The sequence below is a fragment of the Streptomyces sp. NPDC005181 genome, assembly GCF_040608395.1.
Classification (GTDB): domain Bacteria; phylum Actinomycetota; class Actinomycetes; order Streptomycetales; family Streptomycetaceae; genus Streptomyces.
In genome coordinates this window covers 1-1,046 of the sequence record NZ_JBEXID010000270.1, presented here as the reverse complement: position 1 = coordinate 1,046, position 1,046 = coordinate 1, and the positions used below count along the sequence as shown (strand labels likewise).

At 63.4% G+C, this 1,046-nt stretch carries 1 protein-coding gene; it reads right to left on the bottom strand.

The window, feature by feature from the left end; genetic code table 11:
• Positions 1–1,046, bottom strand: a 1,046-nt coding sequence (locus ABZV38_RS40560) for a cbb3-type cytochrome c oxidase subunit I (RefSeq protein ID WP_356333998.1), incomplete at both ends; no start/stop codon positions are given.

Here is a 1,046-nt window from a genome sequence, read left to right as displayed (position 1 = left end):
GTCATCTTGCCGAGCCGCTCGTCCAGCATCTTGCCGGTGAACTTCGGCCACCAGAAGTGGAATCCGGCGAACATCGCGAAGACCACGGTGCCGAACACCACGTAGTGGAAGTGCGCGACGACGAAGTACGAGTCCGAGACGTGGAAGTCCAGCGGGGGCGACGCCAGGATGACGCCGGTCAGACCACCGAAGAGGAACGTCACCAGAAAGCCGATGGACCAGAGCATCGGGGTCTCGAAGGACAGCGACCCCTTCCACATCGTGCCGACCCAGTTGAAGAACTTCACACCGGTGGGCACCGCGATGAGGAACGTCATGAACGAGAAGAACGGCAGCAGCACACCGCCGGTGACGTACATGTGGTGCGCCCACACGGTCACCGACAGGCCCGCGATGGCGATCGTCGCCGAGATCAGACCGACGTAGCCGAAGATCGGTTTGCGGCTGAAGACGGGAATGACTTCGGAAACGATCCCGAAGAACGGCAACGCGATGATGTACACCTCTGGATGGCCGAAGAACCAGAAGAGGTGTTGCCAGAGCAGGGCGCCGCCATTGGCCGCGTCGAATACATGCGCCCCGAACTTGCGGTCCGCCTCCAGCGCGAAGAGCGCGGCGGCGAGCACCGGGAAGGCCAGCAGGACCAGCACACCGGTCAGCAGGACGTTCCACACGAAGATCGGCATGCGGAACATCGTCATGCCGGGTGCGCGCATGCAGATGATCGTGGTGATGAAGTTGACCGAACCGAGGATCGTGCCGAAGCCGGAGAAGGCCAGACCCATGATCCACATATCGGCGCCGATGCCCGGCGAACGGACCGCGTCCGAGAGCGGGGAGTAGGCGAACCAGCCGAAGTCGGCCGCACCCTGCGGGGTGAGGAAGCCGGCCACCGCGATGATCGAGCCGAAAAGGTACAGCCAGTACGCGAACATGTTCAGCCGCGGGAAAGCCACGTCGGGCGCGCCGATCTGCAGCGGCATGATCCAGTTCGCGAACCCGGCGAACAGCGGCGTCGCGAACATCAGCAGCATGATCGTGCCGTG